General features: G+C 42.7%; 23 protein-coding genes. 15 read left to right on the forward strand and 8 right to left on the reverse strand.

What is annotated here, in order from left to right; genetic code table 11:
* Positions 1-86 precede the first annotated feature (86 nt).
* Positions 87-1,610, reverse strand: coding sequence for a P-loop NTPase family protein (locus tag BLQ57_RS03345; protein WP_087937888.1), 1,524 nt, complete (start codon positions 1,608-1,610; stop codon positions 87-89).
* 8 nt (positions 1,611-1,618) lie between these two features.
* Complete coding sequence (locus BLQ57_RS03350; protein WP_087937887.1) at positions 1,619-2,719, reverse strand: vWA domain-containing protein; 1,101 nt, start codon at positions 2,717-2,719, stop codon at positions 1,619-1,621.
* Between the two features lie 143 nt (positions 2,720-2,862).
* Between BLQ57_RS03350 and BLQ57_RS03355 the strand changes: the two genes are divergently transcribed.
* On the forward strand, positions 2,863-3,093 hold the full coding sequence (locus BLQ57_RS03355; protein WP_087937886.1) for a hypothetical protein: 231 nt from the start codon (positions 2,863-2,865) through the stop codon (positions 3,091-3,093).
* Here the strand turns inward: BLQ57_RS03355 and BLQ57_RS03360 are convergent, their stop codons facing one another.
* Positions 3,094-3,504 (reverse strand): type II toxin-antitoxin system VapC family toxin, encoded by a 411-nt coding sequence (locus tag BLQ57_RS03360; RefSeq protein WP_087937885.1) that lies wholly within the window; start codon positions 3,502-3,504, stop codon positions 3,094-3,096. It lies immediately after the preceding gene.
* Positions 3,497-3,754, reverse strand: coding sequence for a DUF6364 family protein (locus BLQ57_RS03365; protein WP_087937884.1), 258 nt, complete (start codon positions 3,752-3,754; stop codon positions 3,497-3,499). Before BLQ57_RS03365 ends, BLQ57_RS03360 begins: the two co-directional genes overlap by 8 nt.
* Positions 3,755-3,846: 92 nt before the next feature.
* On the opposite strand from BLQ57_RS03365, the gene queG reads away from it, so the two are divergent.
* Together queG and corA are read left to right on the forward strand one after the other, a co-directional pair.
* A complete protein-coding gene (queG, locus tag BLQ57_RS03370) occupies positions 3,847-4,791 on the forward strand; it encodes a tRNA epoxyqueuosine(34) reductase QueG (RefSeq protein ID WP_087937975.1) in 945 nt (314 codons plus the stop codon).
* A gap of 4 nt (positions 4,792-4,795) precedes the next feature.
* On the forward strand, positions 4,796-5,902 hold the full coding sequence (gene corA / locus BLQ57_RS03375) for a magnesium/cobalt transporter CorA (RefSeq protein WP_087937883.1): 1,107 nt from the start codon (positions 4,796-4,798) through the stop codon (positions 5,900-5,902).
* Here corA and nadC read toward each other — a convergent pair.
* Together nadC and BLQ57_RS03385 are read right to left on the reverse strand one after the other, a co-directional pair.
* Complete coding sequence (nadC, locus tag BLQ57_RS03380; RefSeq protein WP_087937882.1) at positions 5,899-6,756, reverse strand: carboxylating nicotinate-nucleotide diphosphorylase; 858 nt, start codon at positions 6,754-6,756, stop codon at positions 5,899-5,901. The two genes, corA and nadC, sit on opposite strands and share 4 nt — an antisense overlap.
* A gap of 52 nt (positions 6,757-6,808) precedes the next feature.
* On the reverse strand, positions 6,809-7,174 hold the full coding sequence (locus BLQ57_RS03385; RefSeq protein WP_169712697.1) for a DUF4783 domain-containing protein: 366 nt from the start codon (positions 7,172-7,174) through the stop codon (positions 6,809-6,811).
* 153 nt (positions 7,175-7,327) lie between these two features.
* On the opposite strand from BLQ57_RS03385, the gene gpmI reads away from it, so the two are divergent.
* A complete protein-coding gene (gene gpmI, locus BLQ57_RS03390; RefSeq protein ID WP_087937880.1) occupies positions 7,328-8,851 on the forward strand; it encodes a 2,3-bisphosphoglycerate-independent phosphoglycerate mutase in 1,524 nt (507 codons plus the stop codon).
* The gene (locus BLQ57_RS03395) at positions 8,851-9,417 is read left to right on the forward strand and encodes a hypothetical protein (protein WP_087937879.1); all 567 of its coding nucleotides are present in this window, start codon (positions 8,851-8,853) and stop codon (positions 9,415-9,417) included. Before gpmI ends, BLQ57_RS03395 begins: the two co-directional genes overlap by 1 nt.
* A 69-nt stretch (positions 9,418-9,486) precedes the next feature.
* Here the strand turns inward: BLQ57_RS03395 and BLQ57_RS03400 are convergent, their stop codons facing one another.
* Positions 9,487-11,163 carry an amidase family protein gene (locus BLQ57_RS03400; protein WP_087937878.1) on the reverse strand — a complete coding sequence of 559 codons (1,677 nt, stop codon included), beginning with the start codon at positions 11,161-11,163 and terminating at the stop codon, positions 9,487-9,489.
* A 74-nt stretch (positions 11,164-11,237) separates the two neighbouring features.
* On the opposite strand from BLQ57_RS03400, the gene BLQ57_RS03405 reads away from it, so the two are divergent.
* Entirely contained in the window at positions 11,238-11,684 is a 447-nt protein-coding gene (locus tag BLQ57_RS03405) for a hypothetical protein (protein ID WP_087937877.1), read from the forward strand.
* 63 nt (positions 11,685-11,747) lie between these two features.
* On the opposite strand, the gene BLQ57_RS03410 is transcribed toward BLQ57_RS03405, so the two are convergent.
* Positions 11,748-12,056, reverse strand: a complete 309-nt coding sequence (locus BLQ57_RS03410) for a hypothetical protein (RefSeq protein ID WP_087937974.1) — start codon at positions 12,054-12,056, stop codon at positions 11,748-11,750.
* Positions 12,057-12,205: 149 nt separating this feature from the next.
* Between BLQ57_RS03410 and polA the strand changes: the two genes are divergently transcribed.
* From polA to mnhG, 9 genes are all read left to right on the forward strand, one after another.
* Positions 12,206-15,031 (forward strand): DNA polymerase I, encoded by a 2,826-nt coding sequence (gene polA / locus BLQ57_RS03415; protein WP_087937876.1) that lies wholly within the window; start codon positions 12,206-12,208, stop codon positions 15,029-15,031.
* Between the two features lie 94 nt (positions 15,032-15,125).
* Positions 15,126-16,499, forward strand: a complete 1,374-nt coding sequence (gene radA / locus BLQ57_RS03420; protein ID WP_087937875.1) for a DNA repair protein RadA — start codon at positions 15,126-15,128, stop codon at positions 16,497-16,499.
* Positions 16,500-16,900: 401 nt separating this feature from the next.
* Positions 16,901-19,207 carry a putative monovalent cation/H+ antiporter subunit A gene (locus BLQ57_RS03425; protein WP_087937874.1) on the forward strand — a complete coding sequence of 769 codons (2,307 nt, stop codon included), beginning with the start codon at positions 16,901-16,903 and terminating at the stop codon, positions 19,205-19,207.
* Positions 19,208-19,210: 3 nt separating this feature from the next.
* Complete coding sequence (locus BLQ57_RS03430; RefSeq protein WP_087937873.1) at positions 19,211-19,621, forward strand: Na+/H+ antiporter subunit B; 411 nt, start codon at positions 19,211-19,213, stop codon at positions 19,619-19,621.
* 2 nt (positions 19,622-19,623) lie between these two features.
* Positions 19,624-19,980: a Na+/H+ antiporter subunit C gene (locus BLQ57_RS03435; protein WP_087937872.1), complete on the forward strand. Its 357-nt coding sequence runs from the start codon at positions 19,624-19,626 to the stop codon at positions 19,978-19,980.
* Positions 19,973-21,496 carry a proton-conducting transporter transmembrane domain-containing protein gene (locus BLQ57_RS03440; protein ID WP_087937871.1) on the forward strand — a complete coding sequence of 508 codons (1,524 nt, stop codon included), beginning with the start codon at positions 19,973-19,975 and terminating at the stop codon, positions 21,494-21,496. The genes BLQ57_RS03435 and BLQ57_RS03440 overlap by 8 nt, the downstream gene beginning before the upstream one ends.
* Entirely contained in the window at positions 21,493-21,972 is a 480-nt protein-coding gene (locus BLQ57_RS03445; RefSeq protein WP_175444641.1) for a Na+/H+ antiporter subunit E, read from the forward strand. Before BLQ57_RS03440 ends, BLQ57_RS03445 begins: the two co-directional genes overlap by 4 nt.
* A complete protein-coding gene (locus tag BLQ57_RS03450; protein WP_087937870.1) occupies positions 21,969-22,244 on the forward strand; it encodes a cation:proton antiporter in 276 nt (91 codons plus the stop codon). The genes BLQ57_RS03445 and BLQ57_RS03450 overlap by 4 nt, the downstream gene beginning before the upstream one ends.
* A complete protein-coding gene (gene mnhG, locus BLQ57_RS03455; protein WP_087937869.1) occupies positions 22,237-22,602 on the forward strand; it encodes a monovalent cation/H(+) antiporter subunit G in 366 nt (121 codons plus the stop codon). Before BLQ57_RS03450 ends, mnhG begins: the two co-directional genes overlap by 8 nt.
* Positions 22,603-22,673: the final 71 nt, after the last annotated feature.

Below are 22,673 nucleotides of genomic sequence, written 5' to 3' on the forward strand. Positions count from 1 at the left end.
TTAGATCTGAAAAAAGAGGCTTTCGCCCCTTTTTTCACAAAAATGTGAGTTAGACACTCACATTGGTAACATGGGATTTAGGATTTTTACAAATCATCCTCTTCAAAATCGTCTTCTTCACCAGGACCCATATTGAACATGGAGCTGAAGAGATCCTTAAACTGCAATCCGGTGTCTAGTAAATTTTTACTAAGTTGGGAATATTCGGCTAATCCATGCAGGGCAAATTCCATAAAGAATTCTTTTTCCTTTTCAGGGAGATTTTTCACCGTAGCAGTGACAACCTCCTCCAGTCCAGGGACTTCATGAAGAGCCTGCTTGTATGCTTTGTCAGATTGTGAAGCCAAAATATCCAGCTCATTTCCTTCTCCAAACCAAGCCAAAGGAATCACATAGGGATTGCCTTCTTTGGCTTTCTTCTTTGACTCGGGTGAGGGGAAATAGTTGACAAACTGTGAGCGAATGGCTTTTCCGATCAAGTTATAAGCTACAAGACCAGCGCCCTCTTGTTCACCTTCATAGACCAATTCGACCTTTCCGGTAATGGCTGGAATCACCCCGATCAGATCCGCTATTCTAACGGTGGTATTTTCTTCACCATTTAGATAAAGTCTTCTTTCCGCTGCCGAAATCAGATTTTCGAAAGCCGAAATGGTCAAACGGGCAGAAACTCCCGACTTTTCATCCACGTATTCAGAATCTCTCGCCTCGATAGCAATCTGCTCGATCAGATCCTTCATCAGTTCGGGGACATGAATATTTTCCACAGGCTTACCGACTAAGTTGGCCTCTTGAGCTGTGATTTTTTTACCGATCTCGATGGATTTCGGATAGTGGGTGATGATCTGACTTTCAATCCTATCCTTGAGGGGAGTCACGATACTGCCGCGGTTGGTATAGTCTTCCGGGTTGGCAGTGAAGACAAACTGAATATCAAGCGGAAGCCTCAATTTGAATCCTCGTATCTGAATATCGCCTTCCTGCAAAATATTAAACAAGGCCACCTGAATACGGGCCTGCAAATCAGGCAACTCATTGATGACAAATATCGAGCGATGAGATCTTGGGACCAATCCATAGTGAATCACCCGCTCGTCATTGTAGCTGAGCTTCATTGTAGCAGCTTTGATTGGATCCACATCACCGATCAAGTCGGCTACGGAAACATCGGGTGTAGCGAGTTTTTCAGTATACCTATCATTCCTATGCCACCAAATAATGGGAGAATCATCTCCCCGCTCTTCGATGAGATTTCGAGCATAGGAAGTCAGCGGCTGCAGCGGATCATCATTGAGTTCGGCTCCATAAACCACGGGCACGTATTCATCCAATAGCTGCGTCATCATCCGTGCGATTCGGGTTTTGGCCTGACCGCGCAGACCGAGCAGATTGATATTGTGTCGAGAGAGAATCGCCCGCTCGATATCGGGAATCACCGTATCCTCGTAGCCCCAGATGCCCTCGAATACATTTTCTTTCTGCTTGATTTTAGCAATTAGATTATCCCGGAGTTCTTCCTTAATAGATTTGGGTTCGTAGCCAGCGGCTTTGAGCTGTCCGAGAGTCCGGATTTGTTTGAGTTCTTTTCCGGTAAGTTTTTGGTAGTCCATGCGTTTGTTTAAAAGCGTTTGGTTCGGTTTCTTCTATAGTCTTCAAAAATCAAATCGCCGAGTCCTTTGAGCGAACTGTAATAGGCGTTTCCATTATTGACTTGGGTAAATTCTTTGACAAATTCCTTCAAATAGGGGTCTGAAGCAATCATAAAAGTGGTCACGGGAATTTTAAGCTTGCGGCATTGGGCTGCGAGCTTGAGTGTTTCGCTCAGGATTTTGCTGTCTATGCCAAAAGCATTTTTGTAATATTTGATTCCCACTTTTAGGCAAGTAGGCTTTCCGTCCGTGATCATAAAGATCTGTTTGTTGGGATTTTTTCTCCTGCGGAGTAGATCCATCGCTAGCTCCAATCCAGCCACGGTATTGGTGTGATAGGGTCCGACCTGAAGGTAAGGCAAATCCTTAATTTCAATCTGCCAAGCATCATTCCCAAAGACAATCACATCCAAGGTATCTTTTGGATAGCGAGTTTTGATCAATTCGGCCAGAGCCATGGCAACTTTCTTGGCAGGGGTAATTCGGTCTTCCCCATATAAAATCATGGAGTGTGAAATATCAATCATCAGCACCGTGGAGGTCTGTGAGCGATATTCATTTTCTACGATTTCAAGATCATTTTCTGTCAAGAGGTAATCTCCCGAAAACCCATGATTGGCCTGTGCATTTCGAAGGGAATCTGTTAGTGCGATTTGATCCAGATTGTCTCCAAATTCATAAGCCCTGCGGTCACTTCCTCGCTCTTCTCCTTGTCCGGAGTGGGTGGTCTTGTGCTGACCGGATTTTCCGCGTTTGAGTTTGCCGAAGATTTCTTCCAAGGCTGACTTTCGAATCGTTTGCTCTGCTTTTCCCGTGATTTTGAATTCGCCTTTTTGATTTTCCTCGGTGAGATAGCCCTTCGATTTGAGATCTTCGATAAAGTCCCCGATGCCGTAATTGGGATTTGTGAGATTGTAGCGCTTGTCCAGGTTGGTCAGCCAACTAAGCGCTTCTGCCGCATCTCCACCAGTCATAGTGACGAGTTGGAGGAAGATGTTGAGTAGATTCTCAAAGGTGTTTTTCTCAGGGTCTTGGGGCGGTATGTATTGTGTAAAGCGGAAGCCTTTCATGGGTAGATGCAAGATAAAAGATTCAATAAGCAAGACAATTAAATTCCAAGAAGGTTGAATGTCAGCCTATTCTCGTAATAATTGATTTCATAACAAAGTGAAGGGGATAGGAGTTTTGATTAGTGAACAAAAACACGAAAAAGATGAAAAAGTATGAATTTGCTGTAGGGTTTGTGACGGGGGCTTTGATCATCTTCGTCACCCTGATTCAGTTGAATGTTGCCTTACCTTTGATTTGGTTACTTTTTCTAGCCGGACCATTTTTGGTCATGTGGATGGTGTGGTCGGTTTTGATTGCACCGGTTCAGATCGATGAGACTTTTGAAGAGCAATGGTATCAGGATAGACCTTATTTGAGGAGAGAGGAAGATTGATTAGGGTCCAAAAAATTCCTTCGGGGTATATACAGGAATTTGGATATCACCTTTAAAGTCTTTTTTATTTCTTGTTATGAAGAAATCCATATTATGGGCAAGTGCTGTGTAATATTGCAAACCATCTTCCTTGTCTTTAAAATTGGAATTTAAAGATTTTCGAACTACATCCTCCCCTCCTGAGATTACTTTACAGACTGAAAAAAACTTATCTAAAACTTCTCTTGATTGTGGAATCTTATAAACTTCAAAAGCAAGGTAGAATAGATTTCCTAAACTGATTTCAGCAATAAATAGAAGAGCTAATTCATTCTGTACAAGCAAAAGAAAAGATTTAGCATCCTCATAAAAGGGTTCTCTTTTTGCTAAAAGATCAATGACGACATTAGTATCTAAGTATATCTTAACCATACTTTTCTAACAAATAACGTCTTCGAAGCTCTTTGTCAGACTCTTTTAGACTTGGTATGGGTTTCGTAGACTCTAATTTTTTTAAAAGTGAAATAGCTGTTTTTTGAGCCTCCGTTTGTTCAATTTCTGGATCTTCTTTGGAAAAAACCTCCTCAAACATTTTTGAAAGCGAAACCCCTCTATTTGCTGCAATGGTCTTTGCACGCTCTACTATTTCTTTTTCGACGGTGAGTGTCAGCTTGGTTTTCATTTTTACACGTGTTTAAAATAAATATACGTGCTTTTTTAGAAAAAAGATTGATTTAATCTTAAAAAGAAAGAATCCCATTAATTTCAAAGATGATGCTCAGTCCTTCAGAAAAAAACGCCCAACTCATAAAATCCACCGCAGCACAGCTAGGCTTTGACTTTTGCGGGATTGCTAAAGCGGAATTTTTAGAAGAGGAAGCCCCGCGCTTGGAAGAGTGGCTGAATCGAAACTACCAGGGCAAGATGGCTTATCTGGCCAATCATTTTGACAAGCGATTGGATCCGACCAAATTGGTTACGGGAGCCCAAACAGTGGTTTCGCTCATTTATAATTATTATCCTCATAAAAAGCTTCCTGAAAATCCTGAGGATATCAAACTCGCCAAATATGCCTATGGAGAGGATTATCACTTTGTCATCAAAGAAAAGCTTAAAACTTTTTTAGAAATACTCAGGGAAAAAATCGGGGAAATTGAGGGACGAGCTTTTGTAGATTCTGCTCCCGTCATGGAGCGACAGTGGGCTCAAAAAGCCGGATTAGGCTGGATCGGAAAAAATAGTCTGTTATTGAATAGGGAAATGGGCAGCTTTTTCTTTTTAGCGGAATTGATCATCGACCTGAAAGTAGAGCCTGACTCTCCCCTAGCAAAAGACTATTGCGGCACTTGCACGGCTTGTATCGATGCCTGCCCTACGGATGCCATCGTCCAACCGGGAGTAGTGGATGGAAGTCGCTGTATTTCATATTTGACAATCGAGCTGAAAGATGCTATTCCAGATGAATTTCAAGGGAAAATGGAAAATTGGGCTTTTGGCTGTGATATTTGTCAGGATGTATGTCCATGGAACCGATTTTCCCGGCCGCATCAGGAGCCTGCTTTTGCTCCGCCGCCGGACCTGCAGGGTTTTTCCAAAAAGGACTGGGTTGAAATGACGGAGGAGACCTTCCGAAAAGTCTTTAAAAAATCAGCGGTAAAGCGCACCAAATTTGCTGGACTGAAAAGAAATCTCCAATTTATTGCATCAAACAAGTCCTGAGCTTATGCCGCAGAAATCCGCTTTGAAGCAGTTCCAAAAACTTTTTAAAACCAAAAGAAAAAAAAGACCTGCCCATAAAGTGGGTTTGCCTCCTGCTGCTTTGGTTTTCACCGGAGACCAGAAGCAGGAGCAGGTATTTATCAATTTAATCACCTATGATGAAGCGGAGATTCAGGAGGAGCGAATCGAACTTAGAGCCCTTCAAAAACACCTCGATTTACAGAAGAAAGTCATTTGGATTGATGTAGTCGGACTTCATGACATTACCTTGCTGGAGGAGCTTGGTAAGCTTTTCGGCATCCATAAATTGACCCTTGAAGACATCCTCAGTGTGGAGCAGCGACCTAAAATGGAGGTCTTTGACGAGTATATTTTTGCGACGATAAAAATGATACAATGTAATTCTCCAGAATCCCCTATTATGGAGGAGCAGGTGAGCTTTTTGATGGAAAAAAATATTCTGATCACTTTTCAAGAAAAAGAAGGAGATGTATTTCAGTTTGTCAGAGATAGATTGTTGGATCCCAAAAGGGCCATCCGCCAAAGAGGAACAGACTATTTACTTTATGCATTGCTGGATGCGGTGATTGATAATTATTTCACGGTGATGGAACATATCGGGGAGCGTATCGAAAACCTAGAGCAGCAAGCCATGCTGGAGCCGGGAAACGAAACACTCAATGCGCTTTACCTGCAACGAAAAGAAATGATGGACCTGCGTCGTTCAGTCTATCCACTTCGCGAAGTCATCGGCTCTTTTGACAAATATGCTGAGCATAAAATCTCACCCGAAGTCCGCCCTTTTATCCGGGATTTGTATGAAAATACGATTCAGGTGATCGAGACCATGGAAGTGTTTCGGGATATGTCTTCCGGGGTATTAGATCTTTACATGAACAGTCTCTCCAATCGCATGAATAATGTAATGAAAGTATTGACGATCATTTCCACCATTTTTATCCCCTTGAGTTTTGTGGCGGGGGTATATGGGATGAATTTTGAATACATGCCCGAACTCACCATGCGCTATGGATATTTTTATGTTTTGGGAGCGATGGGAGTCGCTATTGTGGGAATGTTGGGCTTTTTCCGATGGAAAAAATGGATTTAAAAGGCTTTGAGACTCATATCTAGCGCCTTTGCCCCATAGGTCAAGGCCCCCATGGAAATAAAGTCCACCCCGCATTCAGCGACTTCTGCTAATGTTTCTTCGGTTATCCCCCCTGAGGCTTCGATGCTCATTTTGCCATCGACTAGTGCAACAGCTTGTTTCATGGTGGCATAATCCATATTATCCAGCATGATGTAATCCACTCCCCCGACTTCCAAGACTTCCTGCACCTCTTGAAGATTGCGGGTTTCAACCTCGATTTTCAAGTTAAGCTTGTTTTCAAAAAGATATTTTTGGGTATTTTTCACAGCATCCTGAATACCTCCAGCAAAATCTACATGATTGTCCTTCAACATAATCATATCATACAGTGCGAAGCGGTGATTGACGCCTCCTCCGATATGTACCGCCCATTTCTCCATCAGCCGGAAATTGGGTGTGGTTTTTCGGGTATCCATTAGCCGGGCTTTTGTATGAATGATTTTTTGGGTTAATCGATGTGTGTAAGAAGCAATCCCGCTCATCCGCTGCATGCAATTCAGCACCAATCGCTCTGCTGATAAAATAGATACCGAAGGACCGGAGACAATCAATGCGATATCTCCATGCTTGATGGACTCCCCGTCTTTTTTTAAGACATCAATTGACAGTCTTTCGTCAAAAGTTTTAAAAATTCGCTCCGCCATTTGCACCCCTGCTATGATTCCTTCGCTTTTGATAAGTAATCGGGCTTTCCCCATTTTATCCGAGGGAATAGAGGCCAAAGAAGAGTAGTCTCCGGGACCAATGTCCTCTGCAATTGCGGCTTGAATAAATTGATCGAGGGATTCTTCTGTCAAATAGGAAGGTTTCATCCTGCAAAAATAGGGAATGCAGACAGGAACAGGATTCTTTTTTTGAAAATACTCAGACTTTAACGAATCCCAAACTATAAACTCTTGGGGTATTGTCCTGCTGATTGATTTTGATGAAAACTTTGTAAACGGCCTGACCACTTTGGTAATCACCGATATAGGAACTCAGGCTTGGGTTGTTTTCACTACGAAATACCAAGGAAAAATGGAGGGGAGGGTTTTTCTTAAAAAAATCCTTGAGGACCAGTTCCGCTTGGTTTTTAGAGTAATCACCCTTTTGCCCATTAATATTCAGCGAAATACTAGTATCCAAATACCGAGAAAGGTCACTGCTCGAGCCACTGTCTATGGCCAATATAATAGGGTCAATCGTATCCTTAGTCGCTGGCTCGACGGTAAAAACATGCATAAAGAGCATGAAAGACAATATGAAATTAAAAACCAACATCGGGCTGGTTTTGGCAAATACTAAGCCAAATTTTATGTTTTCAAATGCATTTTTGGCTTATTTTTGATTTTCTCAAAAATTCCATCCAAGCGGGATTGCATGGAAAAGTAATATATTTGCGACATGGATAAGAAAGTACTTTTAATGATTTTAGATGGCTGGGGTCTTGCCACCAACCCAGCTGTATCAGCTATTGACAAAGCTAAAACGCCGTTTATTGACAGTTTGTATGGCAAATATCCACATGCTAAGCTGGATGCTTCAGGGTTGGCGGTAGGTCTTCCCGAAGGGCAGATGGGCAATTCCGAAGTGGGCCATATGAATATTGGCGCCGGTAGGGTTGTTTACCAAGATCTGGTCAAAATCAATCTGGCAGTCAAAAATGGGGAACTCAATGAGCATCCTGTTTTGAAAGAAGGCTTTGCCAAAGCCAAGGAAAGTAAGAAGAAGGTACATTTCATAGGATTGGTTTCTGATGGAGGTGTACATGCCCATATTAATCACCTTAAGGGACTTTGCGATGCAGCTAAGTTTCATGGCTTAGAAAATGTCTATATCCATGCCTTCATGGATGGAAGAGATACCGATCCCAAAGGGGGAGTACACTACTTGGAAGATCTACAAAATCACCTGAAAACCTCCGTTGGACAAATCGCATCCGTAGTAGGAAGATACTATGCCATGGATCGAGATAATCGCTGGGAACGTGTCAAACTTGCATACGATGCCCTAGTAAATGGTGAAGGAGAAAAGTCAAAAAATCTCTTGATGGCCATCAAAAAGTCCTATGATAACAATGTCACTGACGAATTTATCCGTCCTATCATCCATGTAGGTGCTGATAACAAACCTATCGCGACTATTCAGGAAGGCGATTTGGTTATTTGCTTCAATTTCAGAACTGACAGAGGCAGGGAAATCACTCAAGTGCTAACACAGCGTGATTTTGAAGACTACAATATGAAGAAATTGTCGCTTGAGTATATCACATTTACCAATTACGACGAGACATTCAAAGGTGTAAAAGTACTATTTGAAAAAGATAATCTCCACAATACCCTAGGAGAGGTACTCGAGCGTGCCAATAAGAAGCAAATTCGAATAGCCGAGACTGAAAAATACCCTCATGTGACTTTTTTCTTTTCCGGAGGGAGAGAAAGAGAGTTTGAGGGAGAAACCCGGATTCTATGCCCATCACCGAAGGTGGCCACTTACGACCTAAAACCTGAAATGAGTGCTTTTGAAATAGCAGTAAAAATCAACTCCGAATTGAAAAGAAAGTCTGCTGATTTCATCTGTCTCAATTTTGCAAATGCAGACATGGTGGGTCATACGGGGGATTTTGACGCTGCAGTCAAAGCCTGTGAGGCAGTAGATAAATGTGCTGAAAATGTAATCGGTACCGCACTCGAAAACGACTACACTATCATCGTCATCGCTGACCATGGCAACAGTGATATGATGATCAACGAAGATGGTACGCCCAACACCGCACATACCACCAATTTGGTGCCTTGTATCATGGTGGATAAGCAGGATCAATTGACCATTAAAGACGGAAAACTAGGGGATTTGGCACCCACCATCTTGAAATTAATGGGTATTGGAATCCCAGAAGATATGACAGGTGAAATACTATTGAGTTAATGGCTAGTCATCGATTAATCTTATTATTTCTTGTTTTCAGTATTCTTGTTTCCTGTGAAAATGCACCTGGAATCTCCAGTCCAAGTGACTTAGAAGTTTTGCCTTATTATGATATGAAGGGGCTTCTCGAGCAGGAAATAGAAAAACTAGAGGGGGTAAAAGTCACCAAAACCACTCGTGTCAATGGAGAAATTAATAAGACTGAGGTCAACTTGACCCGGGAGCAATGGAAGGATGAATTTGACGCTTTTTTCCGGGCGGATATCAATCGCTCTTCTTATCTCAACTCCTACACCACCGAAGTGGATCGCGATATTTTGATTCACCGTCTCAAACCGGAAGAAAAGTCTGCTATAAAAGAGATTCAGGTGCGTATAGTGGACGATAGACCAGTTTGGATTAGCTTCAAAACAGCGAAGGAGAGTCCATTCTACACCTCTTATACCAATGGCGCTGTCTATTTCAACAACCGAAACAAGACCATCGACCACTACTCCATAGAAAGCACTCAGAAGATTTGGTTTCTCAAAGCCAACAATATGAAGATTCAAGGAGTGATCAAATAAGCCTGTATCTCCAATAAAAATCCCTGTCAAAATAAAATTTGACAGGGATTTTTTTAATTAGGTGAAGTATTATTTATCAAACATCGGAGGTCTTTTGGCCTGCCAATCTGTATTTTTTTGAATAAAGTCTCCTAAAAGAAGAAGTTTATTCTCTTCGAAGAGATTTCCGAGTAAGGTGATGGAAGTAGGGCTGCCGTTGCTTGCAAAGCCATTGGGCATGCAGAGTGCAGGGTGGCCAGTGAGGTTGGTAATTTGAAGCTGCTGACCTGCATAGCTAGGAGTCACGATGACGTCATAATCCTTCATTAATTTATTCATTTCCTCAATTAAAATCGTCCGCTGACGACTTAAGTTGACGTATTCTACGGCAGGAATAAATCGAGCTGCACGAAATAAATTAGGCCAGGCATTTCGTCCTTGAGCTACTAGCTGATCATCCCAACCCAATCGGGTGAGCTCGTCAAATGCAGCCGCTCCCTCTACCATCAACATCATTACAATTGGTCCTGCTGAGATGGAGGTCTTCAATTCCAAAGGATGTAATTCTATCCCTAAGGATTGAAGCGTAGAGATGACATTTTTATCATTTTCAGAAACGCGCTCTCCTTCGAAAAAGGATTTGAAATATCCTACTTTCAAGGATTTTGGATCTTTTTTGGCATCAAAATTAAAGGCCGCTTCGATAGAGCTAGCATCTTTTTCATCTTTGCCATTGATCACTGATAGGACGATGGCATTATCCAAAGCCGAGCGAGAGATCGGACCAATTTTGTCCATAGACCAGCTCAATGCCATGGCCCCATGCTTGCTCACTCGCCCATAAGTAGGACGTAGGCCCGTCACTCCATTTCTTGTGGAGGGTGAAACGATGGATCCGAGGGTTTCGGTTCCTATGGCAAAAGGCACCAAACCTGCGGAAACAGCCGAAGCCGAACCTGCGGAAGAACCACTAGAACCCTGCTCCAGATTCCAAGGATTTTTGGTCACTCCTCCGTACCATACATCTCCCATGGCTAAAGCTCCAAGAGTAAACTTGCCTACCAAAACCGCTCCTGCGTCATCTAATTGCGTGACGATTTGAGCCGTTTCGTCGATTTCTTGATCCTTATAGGGCATCGCTCCCCAGGTGGTCTTGGTGCCTTTTACTGCCAACAAATCCTTGATCCCATATGGGATGCCATGAAGTGGTCCTCTATAGCGTCCTGAAGCCAATTCTGCATCCATCAATCTCGCTTTTTCTAAAGCCTCTTTTTCCATCAGTGTGATTAGAGCCTGGAGTGTATCAGAGTAGGTTTTGATCCGGTCAAGATAGATCTGCGTCAATCGCTCAGAACTGAGTTTTCGGCTTTTGATCCATCCCGCAAGCTGGTGGACAGGGGAATACGCAATATCTGCCTCACGAGTAGGGAGAGGGATGGATTCCGATATTCCAAAATCCAGGGGGCTTTGTCTCAGCTCCGGCTGGAAACCTCTGGGAAGAGGGTTGAATACCAAAGCAGGCGACACCGAATTATCCAACTGGACTTTTCTTGAATTTTCGATGTTATTCAATTGGTTTTTAAGGGTATTGATCATGCTGTCCTTTTCGGCAGGATTAAAAGACAAACCGATTAGGTCGGAGGCACCATCGATGGAGGCGGGGGTGATTTCTCCGTTCATTTTCCCCAAACTAAAACCCAAAGCAATGCAAGAGGCTGCTCCAAGGGCAAATAAGGTCATGGAGCGTAGGTGATTTTTTCTTTCCATAGTATAGTTTTGTATTATGCACAAACATGCAAGCACCGAAGGTGTTTAATTAGCTTAAAAAAATCAAACCGTCCATGGATCAAAAACCTGACTTCCCCATTTTCCCTATGTACTTCCGCGGATTATTGCTTTTGACGGGAATGTACACCATCGCTTGGTCGGCATTTTTCAGATGGTTTGGAGATCCGCTACTACTTTGGCTTTCCATGGATGCGGAGTTGATTTCTGGATTGCCGGCCCATTGGTACGGAGCTTTGGGGCTTTTGATAGGGTTTTTGATTTTTGTTTCGGCCTTTTATCCCGTCTCTTGGGTCTATTTGATTATCGCGGGGATTGCGGGAAAAATTATTTTAGCCATTTGGTTTGGACTGGGCTTTTTACCCGACTTAGGCTGGAATAAGCGTACTGGTTTTCATTTGATTTTCAATGAAATTCTATGGTTGATTCCATTGATTGTCGTATTTCTCAGGGGGCTTCAGGTGAAAGCTTACTTAAATAAAAATGAACTGGAAGAAGGATGAGTTATAAAAAAAAGCAAGCCGGGAATTTCGGCTTGCCTTAAAATAACAAAAGGAGATTTATAATTAAAGAATCAGAATGAGCAAAAGGATGATGATAATAGCACCTGTGGAAATATAAATTCCATTGTTGTTTGCCTTTGCTTCAGCTTTTAAAGTCTTTAATTCTGCACGGATTTCCTTTTTTTCAACACGTGACATTTCGGAAAAATCCATCGCACGGATTTCCTCCACACGATTTTCGATTCTTTCTAGCGCTTCGACTTGCTCAGGAGTCAATTCTTCTTTCTTCGAATCTTTACCGGTTCCATCAGGAGCGGCTAGAAGAAACTGAGAGGAAAGGAATAGAGCTGCAATAAAAAACAGTTTTTTCATAGATGTGTGAATTTTGGTTGTTAAGTCAACTTCTGTCAAATAAGAAGCCAAAAGCCCATTCCATCAGAAAATTTGAGATGGTGGACGGGGATTTTTTGTAACTTAGTCGCCTTCATTTGACTTGTATAAGTTAAGAAAATCCCTCGATAATGACACTAAAACAGCCAAATAAACTTTTCTTACTTGATGCCATGGCTCTGATATACAGGGCCCACTTTGCTTTTAGCAAAAATCCCCGGATTAATTCCAAGGGACTAAATACCGGGGTCATGCTTGGCTTTACTAATACGCTGATGGAGGTCCTGACCAAGGAAAAACCCTCTCATATCGCAGTGGCTTTTGATACTTCGGCTCCGACTTTTAGACATGAGCAGTTTGAAGCTTACAAAGCCAATCGTCAGGAGCAACCTGAAGACATCACCATTTCTATTCCCTGGGTCAAGGAGATTGTCAAGGCGTTTAATATTCCGCTTTTGGAGCTGGATGGATTTGAAGCGGATGATATCATCGGAACGATCGCCAAGAAAGCCGAAAGGGAGTCATTTACTGTCTACATGATGACGCCGGACAAAGATTACGGACAACTCGTGGATGATCATATTTTCTTATACAAGCCTGCCTTTATGGGTAATGCAGTCGATGTCATGGGAGTCAAGGAAGTTTGCGCCAAATGGGATATCGAGCGGGTAGATCAAGTGCGGGATATCCTTGGGCTGATGGGAGATGCAGTGGATAATATTCCCGGCATCCCGGGAATTGGTGCCAAAACTGCCACCAAATTGCTCAAAGAATACGGTTCTGTGGAGGAATTGGTAAAAAACACGGACAAGCTCAAAGGAAAGCAAAAGGAAAATGTAGAGAATTTTGCACAGCAGGGATTGCTGTCAAAAGAACTCGCCACGATCAAAATTGATGTTCCGGTAGACTTTGTAGAAGAAGAACTCCGTTACGATGGGATAGATGAAGAAAAACTACGAGCGATTTTTACCGAATTGGAGTTCAGAACCCTTTCAAAAAGAGTGTTTAAAGAAGAAGGAAAAAAAGGAGGGATACAGCAAAATGAACAATTAGGGCTTTTTGGTGAGCCTCCAGCCTCCAACTCATCGAGTTCTGCCCCCGAATTTGAAGAGGAAACAGTTGAGACTGCTGCGCCGGTAATCCCTGACACCATTCACAGTCATCTGCACCATTACCATAAAATCAAGGGAGAGGAAGCTATCGAGGAGTTACTCGAGTTTTTATTGATCCAAGACGCAGTTTGCTTTGATACAGAGACTACCTCTCTAAATGCGATGGATGCCGAAATCGTCGGCCTTTCTTTTGCCTACCTCAGTGGCGAAGCCTACTACATTCCCTGCCCGGCTGATCAGGAGGAGACACAGCAGATTTTAGATCAGCTTCGTCCCTTCTTTGAAAATGAGCAGATCCTCAAAGTGGGTCAAAACATCAAATACGATCTATTGATTCTAAAAAATTATGGTATAGCCGTCAAAGGAGCCCTTTACGACACCATGCTTGCGCATTACCTCATCGAGCCAGAGGGTAAGCATTCGATGGACGTATTGGCTGAGCAATACCTGAATTACAAGCCCGTCTCCATTACAGAATTGATCGGAAAAAAAGGCAAAAATCAAGGTAATATGCGTGATGTGGATGAAGATACTGTTACCGCATATGCCGCTGAGGATGCGGATATTACACTGCGGTTAAAAGAAAAATTTGACCCAATGCTCAAAGAGAATGAGTTGGAAAAGCTCTTCTATGAAGTAGAAAACCCACTCATCCCTGTATTGACCGCGATGGAATTTGAGGGTGTACGCATAGATACCAATAGTCTTGCCGAACTTAGCAAATCACTTGAATCCGAAAGTCAAGAGATCGAAAAGCGAGTTTATGAATTGGCAGGCGTCCGATTTAACCTTGCTTCACCAAAGCAACTGGGAGATGTGCTTTTTGAAAAACTCCAATTGGATCCAAAAGCCAAAAAGACTAAAACCGGACAATACGCCACCGGGGAAGAGATCCTAAGTAAATTAGCCACTGAACATGAAATCGCACGGGCAATTCTCGAATATCGACAAATGGTCAAGCTCAAGTCCACCTATGTGGATGCCCTGCCAGCTTTGATCAACTCCAAGACAGGTCGTATTCACACCACCTACAATCAGTTTGTGGCAGCCACAGGTCGCTTATCTTCCGTGAATCCCAACCTTCAAAATATACCCATTCGTACCGACAGAGGTCGGGAAATCAGAAAGGCGTTCGTTCCTCGAGATGATAACCATGTGCTTTTAGCAGCGGATTATTCTCAGATTGAATTACGCATCATGGCCGCTTTCTCTAAGGATAAATCCATGATAGAAGCCTTCAAAAACGGACGGGATATTCACGCCACCACAGCGGCAAAAATCTTCCAAGTACCGCTAGAGGAGGTCACTTCAGATATGCGCCGAAAGGCCAAAACAGCCAACTTTGGGATTATTTACGGCATCTCAGCCTTTGGGCTTTCGCAGCGGCTTTCGATTCCAAGAGGAGAGGCCAAAGAAATCATCGATGCGTATTTCAAAGAGTTTCCTGCAGTCAAAGCCTACATGGATGGAGCTATCGAAAAAGCCCGAAAAGACGAATATGTGGAAACGATCTTGGGAAGAAGACGCTATTTGAGAGATATCAATAGCAGGAATATGACCATGAGAGGGTTTGCCGAGCGAAATGCCATCAATGCACCAATCCAAGGCTCTGCAGCCGATTTGATCAAAGTAGCGATGATACAGGTGCATGATTGGATGAAAAAGGAAAATCTGAAATCAAAAATGATCCTACAAGTTCATGATGAATTGGTCTTTGACGCGCACAAGGATGAAGTGGAGCTTTTGAAAAAAGAAGTGCCTAGACTCATGTCTAATGCCATAGCGCTCCCTGTGCCCGTGGAAGTAGAGGTGGGCTTGGGTAACGATTGGCTTGAGGCACATTGATAAGAGGGACAAGAAAAAAAGACAAGAAATTAGATTTTTGTCTCAAAGAATCCATAGGTGTCGTAAATCGTAAATCAAAAAATCCAAAATCGAGGTGGCCAAAGTAAAAACTTCCTTTTTCTGTCAAAACTGCGGAGCACAAAGCCCTAAATGGCTAGGAAAATGTCCTGCTTGCGGGCAATGGAATACCTATGTGGAGGAAATCATTCAAAAAGAAGAGGGGGGAAAGGGGAATTGGAAGCCGTCTAATTCGGGGACCAAAAAGGCAAGCACACCTAAAAAAATCACTGAGGTCAATTACGAAGAGCAAGCAAGATGGATTACAGGTGATCCAGAACTCGACCGGGTCTTGGGAGGAGGAATTGTACCGGGATCTTTGGTGCTAATCGGGGGAGAACCAGGTATTGGCAAGTCTACCCTGATGCTGCAAATTGCATTGACACTGACCGGAAAAAAGATTTTGTACGTCTCGGGCGAAGAATCCGAATCGCAAATTAAAATGCGAGCTGACCGGATGAGTGCCAAAAACCCTGATTGCTATGTGCTTTCAGAAACCAATACACAACAGATTTTTCAACAAGTGGAAATTCTAAAGCCAGATTTTTTGGTCATCGATTCGATTCAGACCCTGAGTAGTCAATATGTAGAGTCAGCAGCGGGTTCGGTCTCCCAAGTTAGAGAATGTACTGCCGAACTGATGAAGTTTGCAAAAGAAACCGGAACCCCAGTTTTTTTGATCGGTCATATCACCAAGGATGGCTCCATCGCCGGACCAAAGGTCTTAGAGCACATGGTGGATACCGTCTTGCAATTTGAAGGTGATCGGCATTTGACTTATCGGATATTGCGCACTTCCAAAAACCGCTTTGGATCGACTCACGAATTAGGCATATATGAGATGCGCGCTGAGGGACTACGGTCGGTAGCCAATCCATCTGAAATCCTGCTCACCCAACGGGAAGAAGTGCTCAATGGAGTAGCTATTGGAGCAATGATGGAAGGAAATCGCCCCTTGTTGATTGAGATACAGTCTTTGGTCAGTCCCGCTACCTACGGAACCCCCCAGCGAAGCAGTACAGGCCATGATGCCAAACGACTGAATATGCTTTTGGCTGTTTTGGAAAAGCGTGGTGGTATGCGACTGGGTAATCAAGATGTCTTTCTCAATGTGGCAGGAGGACTCCGCGTGGATGACCCAGGATTGGACTTGGCGGTATGTGCAAGTTTGATTTCCAGCTATGAAGACACCCCGGTTTCGGAGCAGATTTGTTTTGCCGGGGAGGTGGGTTTAGGCGGAGAAATCCGTGCCGTCTCCCGAATCGAAAACCGAATTGCTGAAGCCGAGAAACTAGGTTTTAAAAAGATAATGGTTTCCAAGTATGCAGTGAAAGGGCTGGACCTCAAGAAGTATACCATAGAAATAATGGCGTTAAGCAAGCTAGAGGAGATGTATTCCAAGATTTTTTAAGCTCTTCTATTCCAATAGATCAACTGCCTCAAAAGCCTGTCTTACAGGTGGAAAACTTTTATTTTTGGTTGTTTCAAATCGGTGAAGTAAAAAAGTGTGCCTGTCAAATTAACTTGACAGAGGTCTACCGCTTATAAGCTTTTAGTGTGAGTCAGCCCTTTTTTTCGTACTTTAGGAATTTGGAAATAAGTCTACCCTCTGCAATCAAAACATACAAAACAGCGGCTTAAATTATGCGCTGCCCGTGGTGATGTGATGAAGGGACTTAAGTCGAATCCACCTTTATGGGTTGGATTAGGGTCAAAAAAGAATGAAAAACTCCATTTAAAAATTTGGCTTTGGCCAGGTGGGCAAACACACTATTTGTGTTTTTCACTATCAAAAAAAGAACGGTCTGAAATATGATAATAGCGATACTTTCTGGTTTTATTATTGCCGCGATCACCCCATTTATCAGTTCCCTGATCAAAGGAAAAGGCGCTATCATTATGCCTTTTTTGCCGCTGGGATTGTTTGCTTATTTCCTTAGCTTCATACCTCGGGTTTCTCGAGGAGAGGCTCTTGATTTTGTGTATGAGTGGGTTCCTAGTTTTGGAATCAATCTTTCTTTTCACCTTGACGGGTTATCACTACTATTCGCGCTTTTAATCACCGGAATAGGTGCCTTGGTGTTTTTTTACACCTTCAGCTATCTTAAGGGTCATGTTTACTTGGATAGGTTTTATGGCTATCTGAGTATGTTTATGGCCTCCATGTTGGGTTTGGTACTTTCGGACAATATCATCACCCTTTTTATATTTTGGGAACTGACTAGTATCAGTTCATTTTTCTTGATAGGATTTAATAATGAAGACCCAAAATCAAGGAATTCGGCCCTTCTCGCGCTGAGTATTACAGGTATGGGCGGGTTATTTCTTTTGGCAGGCATGCTTCTGTTAGGAGCTAGTGGTGATTCCTATTCCTTTCAAGAATTACTTTCCCATGGAGAGTTGATTAGAGGTCATGAAAGCTATGGATGGATCATTGCTTTGGTTTTTGTAGGAGCCTTTACCAAATCCGCACAGTTTCCCTTCCACTTTTGGCTACCTGGAGCTATGAAAGCCCCCACTCCGGTGAGTACATATCTCCATTCGGCCACCATGGTCAAGGCGGGAATTTACATTTTGGCTAGGTTTACCCCTCTCCTTGGTGGCACTCCAGCATGGAATACTACCTTGATCATCGTGGGTTCCATCACGATGCTATACGCTGCGATACATTCTGTTTTTAGATTAGACATGAAAAGTATTTTGGCCTATTCTACGATTTCGGCTTTGGGAATTCTGGTATTTCTAATAGGCTTGGGTACAGAGGAAGCCCTTTTGGCTGCTTCTGTGTTTATTTTAGTCCATGCTCTCTACAAGGCTACACTATTCCTAGTGACAGGTATTGTAGATCATGAGACAGGTACTAGGGATGTGACCGTACTTGGGGGTCTACGCAAAGTTATGATGCCGGTAGCCATTGCAGCAGGATTGGCAGCCTTATCCAATGCTGGAGCTCCCCCCTTCTTTGGCTTTATAGGAAAGGACCTCATCTACGAAGCTACTCTTCACTTTGGGAATTGGGGATACGTACTGACCGGAGCTGCCATTCTCACCAATGTCTGTCTTCTCTTTGCTGGCCTATTGGCAGGATACAAACCTTTTGCGGGGGGGCTACCTTCCCAATTTGAAAAGGTTCACCTACCTCATTTTACCATGTGGGTTCCTCCATTGATTCTTGCGGGCTTGGGTTTGATTTTTGGTCTATTCCCGGGTTTGATTGAGCAAAGTCTCATTCAGCCAGTATTCAGCAGCATGAGCAATGGCAGTACGGAGATTAAAATCAAACTCTGGCATGGATTCAATTTGATTTTTGGCTTAAGCTTAATGACACTTACCTTGGGAGTACTTTTATACTGGAAATTAAAACCATCAGAGTCCCTATTTGGGAAGACTTTAAAATTTGAGGGATTAAGTCCTCAAACCTTGACCACTTACTTTGGAAAAGCTTTTGCCTTTTTTGCTAAACTCTGGACTGGATTTTTTCAAAATGGCTACTTAAGAAACTATGTAATTACTATTCTTGGGTTCTTGACGATTCTACTGGCCTATCGACTTTACTTGGGAATAGAGCTCTATGTGGATATCAACAAGCTCACCGAGCTGACCATCTATGAAGTCATTGTGGTGCTGATTATGGCGGCTTCCATAATTTTCACTGTATTTTCTAAGTCCCGCTTAGTGGCCGTGGCTTCGCTTGGGGTGATAGGGTATTCGATTTGTTTGATTTTCCTGTTTTATTCTGCTCCGGATTTGGCGATGACGCAGTTTTCGATTGATACACTCACGGTGATTTTATTTGTTTTGGTGATTTATAATTTACCCAAGTACAATAGCTTCTCGAGTAAAGCTGTCCGAATTCGAGATGGTATTTTATCTATCTTTTTCGGTTCATTGATCGCGGTACTCACGCTGGAGGTCCTTTCTGAGCCATTGACTAGGGAGACCTCGGCCTTTTATGCCGAGAATGCCTACAAGTTGGCAAAGGGGAAAAATGTGGTCAATGTAATACTGGTAGACTTTAGGGGCTTTGATACGATGGTGGAAATTACAGTATTGGTGATTGCCGCCATAGGAGTATTTAGCTTATTGAAATTGAGGTTGAAAAGCATAGAAAAAGAATAAAAAATGAAGACAATCATATTTAAATCAGCATCTACCTATCTTCTCCCATTGTTGGTGCTGTTTTCTGTGTTTATCCTTTTGCGAGGGCACTACTTACCGGGAGGTGGATTTGTTGGTGGATTGATCGCGGCCATTGCTTTTGTCATCCACTCATTTGCTAATGGGCTCGAAAAGACCAAGAGTCTTATCAAATTTCATCCGGGCTTTTTGATGCCGGTAGGACTAAGCATTGCAATCCTAAGCGGCATCGCTCCTATGTTTATTGGAGAGAGTTTCATGACTGGGCTGTGGTTTGAGGACCCTATTCCTGTGATCGGAATGGTGGGATCAGCTTTGTTTTTTGACACGGGAGTATACTTAGTAGTGATCGGGGTGACACTGACTATAATTTTCACCATATCAGAAACACTGTAAAAATGGAATTATTACTTGTCATATTGATTGGTATACTTTACGCTGCGGGCATTTATATGATGCTTCGAAGAAGTATGGTCAAGCTGATCATTGGGTTGATACTACTTGGAAATGGAGCCAATATGCTGATTTTTCTTCTAGGTAGAATAGTCAAAGGTCATCCTCCGCTGATTGATTCCACTGCCAAAATGCTCACCGATGTCTATGCAGATCCGGTGCCTCAGGCATTAATTCTCACTGCTATTGTCATCAGTTTTGGCCTACAGTCCTTCGCCATTATACTAGTTAAGCGCGCCTACAAGATCACCCAAACAGACGATTTGGATGAGCTGAACACTACTGACGAAATCTATGAATAATCCTTTTATAGTTTTACCCGTAATTTTCCATCTATTCACCGCGGTTTTGCTGCTGTTTTTTTGGTACAAGGTCAATGCGCAGCGCTTGATCACCATTATCGGCAGTATTGCCTCTGTGGGAATAGCCGTATGGTTATTCAGGGAGGTCTATCAAAACGGTATTCTGACCATGCAAGCTGGTGAATGGCAGGCGCCCTTTGGGATTTCCTTTGTCGCAGATGCATTCAGTGCTACCATGGTTTTGCTGACGGCGCTTTCAGGAATGGCAGTGGCTATTTTCTCTACCGGAAGTATTCGCAATGCTCGACTGAAGTTTGGTTATTTTCCCATCCTAAACTTCTTGCTGATGGGTCTGAATGGGGCCTTTCTTACCGGGGATATATTCAACCTGTATGTATGGTTTGAGATTATCATCATTGCTTCTTTTGTCCTCATAACCATAGGAGGAGAAAAAGCCCAAATCGAAGGTGCGATCAAATATGTGACAATGAATCTACTGGCATCGGCTATTTTCCTGACGGCTATTGCGATTCTTTACGGGATGGCAGGAAGCTTAAATATGGCGGACCTCTCGGGTCAAGTTGCTCAGATTGAAAATCGGGGACTGGTCAATGTAGTGGCGATCTTATTTCTGGTAGGATTTGGGATCAAATCTGCGATTTTCCCTTTGTATTTTTGGTTACCCGCTTCCTATCATACGCCTCCTCCGGCCATTTCGGCTATTTTCGGCGGTTTGCTCACTAAGGTGGGTGTCTATGCTTTGCTCAGGATATTTACATTGATTTTTATTCCTGATGAATTTTTGAGCACACTATTGATTGTAATTGCGGCATTGACCATCCTTTCCGGTGGCCTAGGAGCCATCCTTCAGGTAAACATGAGGAAAATCTTTTCCTATCTTATCGTCTGTCATATTGGATTTATGATTGCAGGATTAGGAATCTATACCGAGTTGGCGCTGGTGGGAGCGATTTTTTACCTGATTCATGACATCATCGTAAAGACCAATTTATTTCTGGTTTCCGGTTTGATTTTCAAGCTTAAGGGCACACTCAATATCCAAAAATTGGGAGGATTGTATAAAAAGTATCCCAAATTTTCTCTTTTGATGGCCATCCCTCTCTTTTCTTTAGTGGGAATCCCTCCTCTTTCTGGATTTTGGGCAAAGCTATTTTTAATCCAAGGAGGATATTTTGAAGGGGAATATACCTTGATCGGTTTTATTCTTTTAGGAAGTTTTTTGACTTTATGGGTTATTGCTAAGCTTTGGTCTGAGGTATTTTGGAAGGATGCTGTTGATCTTCCCAAAAAAATCAATGTCAAGTATTATTGGGAGCTTAAACCCTTTAAACAATGGGCAATGATTATCCCTATCATCTTGCTGGCTGCTATTTCACTTTACATCGGATTAGCCGCCGAGCACATCATTCTATTGAGTGAGCAGATCGCCTCCGAATTGATTGACCCCACTCCCTATTTGGAAGCAGTATTAGGAACTAAAACGGAAACGCCATGATCAAAGCAAAATTTCTGAGCAATCTGCTACTCTCTCTGATTTGGGTGGCCATCACCGGGACATTTACGGTACAAAATTTTGTTTTTGGCTTTATCTTGAGCTTTTTTTTACTCTGGATCACCTCTACCAATCGAAGGGAAAACAAGTATTTCACGAGAATCCCCAAACTAATCGGATTTATCCTGTTCTTCCTCTACGAGCTGATCAAAGCCAATGTGGAGGTGGCTTATGACGTGATTACCCCCAAACATTTTATGAAGCCGGGTATTGTCAAAATCCCTCTTGATGCCAAATCTGATCTCGAAATTACACTTTTGGCCAATTTGATTTCTCTGACTCCGGGCACATTGAGTCTTGATGTCTCTGATGACCGAAAAGTACTCTATGTGCACGCTATGTATGTCAATGATCGGGAGGAATTTATTGCTGACATTAAAAATGGCTTCGAAAAACGACTACTAGAAATAACAAGATGAGCGTCTACGACTATTTATATTATATCATTCTGCCGACTTTATCAGTATCGATTCTGATAATATTCATTCGGTTTTTGATAGGCCCGAAACTTTCGGATCGGGTAGTTGCCTTAGATTTACTCCTCACCACAGGGATCGGGATCATCGCGGTCTATAGTGTGACCACTAATCAGCCGGCATTTTTGGATATCGCTATGATTCTGGCTTTGATTGCTTTCTTAGGAACTGTTGCCTTTGCTTATTACCTAGAAAAACGAGAAAAAAATGACTGAAATCATCGTAATTACTCTGAGTACCTTGGGCGCTTTATTCATCCTTTTGGCTGCCATCGGAATCGTCAAAATGCCTGATCTGTACCTTCGCATTTCTGTGACTACCAAAGCTGCCACTTTGGGAATTGGCTTGATTTTACTTGCTGCCGGGATCTATTTTTCAGACTCTGCAATCTTGGCTAGGGTGATTGCTATCATTGTATTTATGCTGCTGACAGCTCCTGTAGGGGCACATATGATAGGAAGGGCTTCTTATTTTACAGGCGTAAAGATGTGGCACAAATCCAAAATCGATGAACTCGAGGGTCAATACGATCCAAAATCGCATAAATTGAAAAGTGGAGAGGAAAAAGAATGAGAATACTCAAGGTGTGATTTAGCTTATGACTATCATCTGATCAGCTCTCCATTCAAATCTAAATAATCATC

Origin of the sequence: Algoriphagus faecimaris, assembly GCF_900101705.1 — a bacterium.
In the GTDB taxonomy this organism is placed as follows: Bacteria; Bacteroidota; Bacteroidia; order Cytophagales; family Cyclobacteriaceae; genus Algoriphagus; species Algoriphagus faecimaris.